The following is a 3,250-nucleotide window of genomic DNA, read 5'->3' as shown; positions in this document are numbered from 1 at the left end:
TTCTCTATCACGAGGACAGCGTGCTCGAAGAGACACGCCCGGCGGAGTAGCTCCATGGGTGGATCAACAGGCGCCATCTCAGAGGTCGGCTACGTTCTCAAGCGGCTCCGGCCGACCATGCCGGCTTTCGACACGCTGAAGGAAGAGAGCCGGCAGGAAGGCTACTGGATGCTGGTGCGCCTGGCGGATGGCTGGGCAAGTGGCCGCAACAAGTTCCTGAAACGGGGCGAGGCGCTGTACGGAGCCTGGGATGGAAGGGAACTCGCCGGCGTGTGCGGGTTGAACATCGATCCCTATTTCGAGGCCAGGGACCACGGCCGGGTCCGGCACCTGTTCGTCAGTGCGCGTCACCGTCGCGCCGGCCTTGGCCGGATGCTGATCGAAACCGTTATCGACAGGGCACGTCACCATTTCGCCGCGCTGAACACCCGCGCGCCGCAAGAGGCTTTTGGTTTTTACGCACGGCTTGGATTTACGCACGTGGAAGGCGAAGAATTCGTCACTCACCGCATGGTTTTCGCGAAAGGAGACTGAAATGTCCTTGCGTCCGCCATCTCATCTTGCCGGCGGCTCGGCCGCCGAAGCCGCCTTCGACGCGCTCGGCCATGAAATATTGGCGGAAAAGGCGGCAGCACTCGGCCGCGCCGGCCAGCGGGTAGAGGAAACGCTGGCCAGGCTGCGCGACAATGCCGACGAGCAACTGCGCCCCCGGCTGCTCAAGGATGCCGCCGAGGCGGTGCATGGCTATTTCATCCAGCGCGAGCTGTGCGGCTTGCGCAAGCACGATGCCGTCATTCGTGAATACAACATCCCGAGAGCGGTGCTGGCCAGGCTCGGCGCGAAATAGGGGTCACTCCAGCCATTCGGTGATGAAGCTGCCGTTTTCATGGATGTCGGTCGTTTCCAGCGGGCCTGGGCCGAGATTGGTGAATTTGTGCGGCGTGTTGGGCGGCACGATCAGGATCTGGCCGGCGGATGCCTCGATCTCCTGGTCGCCGACAGTGAACAGGCCGGTGCCCTGGCGGATGATGAAGATCTCCGCGTAGGGATGCGTGTGCAGGCGGGGGCCGCCGCCGACGCCAGGCAAATAGTTGAAGATCAGGCAGGAGTTGGAGCCGTAGGCGCCACATTGCAATTCGCCCTTCCAATGGTCGGAGCGAACAGACCAGGTGTCGCGGTCTATGACGTGTGCCATGATACAAGGATAGACCCGGCTGGCGCCTTGTGTCGAGCCGAACAGGGGCGTCGGATTTGCGGTTGTTTCCCGGTTGTTTAGCGATGTTTGGCGGCTATCCGGCGTCGCGTTGAGCGGTGGCGGATTTTGTCCCCGCGACAATCTGCCCTTGTGCCTTCACCCGTCTGGACAAAAACGGGCTTCACGCATAAACCGAAGTCCAAATGCCGGAGGAATTCGCAAGCCTGTTCGCCATGCGCTGTCGGGTTGGCGTAATTGAGCGGGGAACAAGGCTCAGCCACCGGCACGGAAAGGCGAAAGGATCAGGCACCCGTGAGCGCAACCGACACCCAGGATCCCAACCGTCGTGATTTTCTCTACGTCGCCACCGGCATGGCCGCAGTGGTCGGCGCGGGTGCCTTCGCGTGGCCGTTCATCGACCAGATGCGCCCCGATGCCTCGACGCTGGCGCTCGCTTCCGTCGAAGTCGACGTCGCCTCGCTGACGCCGGGCATGTCGCTGATCGTCAAATGGCGCGGCAAGCCGGTCGTGGTCCGCAACCGCACCGAACAGGAAATGAAGGACGGCGAGGCCGTCAAGCTGGCCGATCTCAAGGACCCGATCGCCCGCAACGCCAATCTGCCGGCCGATGCACCGGCGACCGACGCCAATCGCACCACGCCCGGCAAGGAAGCCTGGATGGTGATGGTTCAGGTCTGTACCCATCTCGGCTGCATTCCGCTCGGCCAGGAAGGCGATTTCGGCGGCTGGTTCTGCCCTTGCCACGGCTCGGTCTACGACACGGCCGGACGCATCCGCCAAGGCCCGGCGCCTGAGAACATGGCGGTGCCGGTATTCAAGTTCATTTCCGATACCAAGATCCTTATCGGTTGAGGCAGGGGACATTTCGATGAGCGAGGGACACTCGACCTATACGCCCAAAACCGGTCTCGGACGCTGGTTTGACGCCCGCATGCCGCTGCCGCGGCTGGTCTATGACAGCTTCGTCGCCTATCCGGTGCCGCGCAACCTCAACTACGCTTGGACGTTTGGCGGCATCCTGTCGATCATGCTGGTGGCGCAGATCCTGACCGGCATCGTGCTGGCCATGCACTACACGGCCGACACCAATCTCGCCTTCGGCTCGGTCGAGAAGATCATGCGCGACGTGAATTCGGGCTGGCTGCTGCGCTACATGCATTCGAACGGCGCCTCGTTCTTCTTCGTCGCCGTCTACATCCACATCTTCCGTGGCCTATATTACGGCTCCTACAAGGCGCCGCGCGAGCTGCTGTGGATCCTCGGCTGCATCATCTATCTCCTGATGATGGCGACCGGCTTCATGGGCTACGTGCTGCCATGGGGCCAGATGAGCTTCTGGGGTGCCACCGTCATCACGGGTTTCTTCAGCGCCATTCCGCTGGTCGGCGACTGGATCCAGCAGCTGCTGCTCGGCGGCTTTGCCGTCGACAACCCGACGCTGAACCGCTTCTTTGCGCTGCACTATCTGTTGCCGTTCATGATTGCCGGCGTCGTCGTTTTGCACATCTGGGCGCTGCATGTCGTGGGCCAGTCGAACCCGACGGGTATCGAGGTCAAGTCGAAGACCGACACTGTCGCCTTCACCCCCTACGCGACCATCAAGGACGCGTTCGGCATGATCGTGTTCCTGTTCTTCTTCGCCTATTTCGTCTTCTACCTGCCGAACTATCTCGGCCATCCCGACAACTACATCGTCGCCAACCCGCTGAAGACGCCGGCCCACATCGTGCCCGAATGGTACTTCCTGCCGTTCTACGCGATCCTGCGCGCCATCACCTTCAATGTCGGGCCGATCAACTCCAAGCTCGGCGGCGTGCTGTGCATGTTCGGCGCCATCGTCATGTTGTTCCTGGTGCCGTGGCTCGACACTTCGAAGGTACGCTCGGCCGTTTACCGGCCCTGGTACAAGCTGTTCTTCTGGCTGTTCGTGGCCGATGCCATCCTGCTTGGCTGGCTGGGCTCGCAGCCGGCCGAAGGCAGCTATGTGTTCATGGCGCAGATGGCGACATTGTTCTACTTCGCCTTCTTCCTGAT

5 protein-coding genes are annotated in these 3,250 nt (G+C 61.9%); 4 read left to right on the top strand and 1 reads right to left on the bottom strand.

What is annotated here, in order from left to right; all coding sequences use genetic code 11:
* The first annotated feature begins 54 nt into the window (after window positions 1-54).
* Complete coding sequence (locus EN893_RS25555; RefSeq protein WP_127270964.1) at window positions 55-534, top strand: GNAT family N-acetyltransferase; 480 nt, start codon at window positions 55-57, stop codon at window positions 532-534.
* Between the two features lies 1 nt (window position 535).
* Window positions 536-847: a DUF6665 family protein gene (locus EN893_RS25550; RefSeq protein WP_127270963.1), complete on the top strand. Its 312-nt coding sequence runs from the start codon at window positions 536-538 to the stop codon at window positions 845-847.
* 3 nt (window positions 848-850) lie between these two features.
* Here the strand turns inward: EN893_RS25550 and EN893_RS25545 are convergent, their stop codons facing one another.
* Window positions 851-1,195 (bottom strand): cupin domain-containing protein, encoded by a 345-nt coding sequence (locus tag EN893_RS25545; RefSeq protein ID WP_127270961.1) that lies wholly within the window; start codon window positions 1,193-1,195, stop codon window positions 851-853.
* A gap of 312 nt (window positions 1,196-1,507) precedes the next feature.
* Between EN893_RS25545 and petA the strand changes: the two genes are divergently transcribed.
* Both petA and EN893_RS25535 read left to right on the top strand, forming a co-directional pair.
* Window positions 1,508-2,068, top strand: coding sequence for a ubiquinol-cytochrome c reductase iron-sulfur subunit (gene petA / locus EN893_RS25540; protein WP_127270959.1), 561 nt, complete (start codon window positions 1,508-1,510; stop codon window positions 2,066-2,068).
* Window positions 2,069-2,084: 16 nt separating this feature from the next.
* Window positions 2,085-3,250: cytochrome b N-terminal domain-containing protein (locus EN893_RS25535; protein WP_128361867.1), on the top strand; the 1,166-nt coding region annotated here is incomplete at its 3' end.

It is taken from the genome of Mesorhizobium sp. M7A.F.Ca.CA.004.04.2.1, assembly GCF_004022825.1.
Classification (GTDB): domain Bacteria; phylum Pseudomonadota; class Alphaproteobacteria; order Rhizobiales; family Rhizobiaceae; genus Mesorhizobium.
Note: the sequence above shows the minus strand (reverse complement) of the source record. Positions and strands in the feature narration are given on the sequence as shown.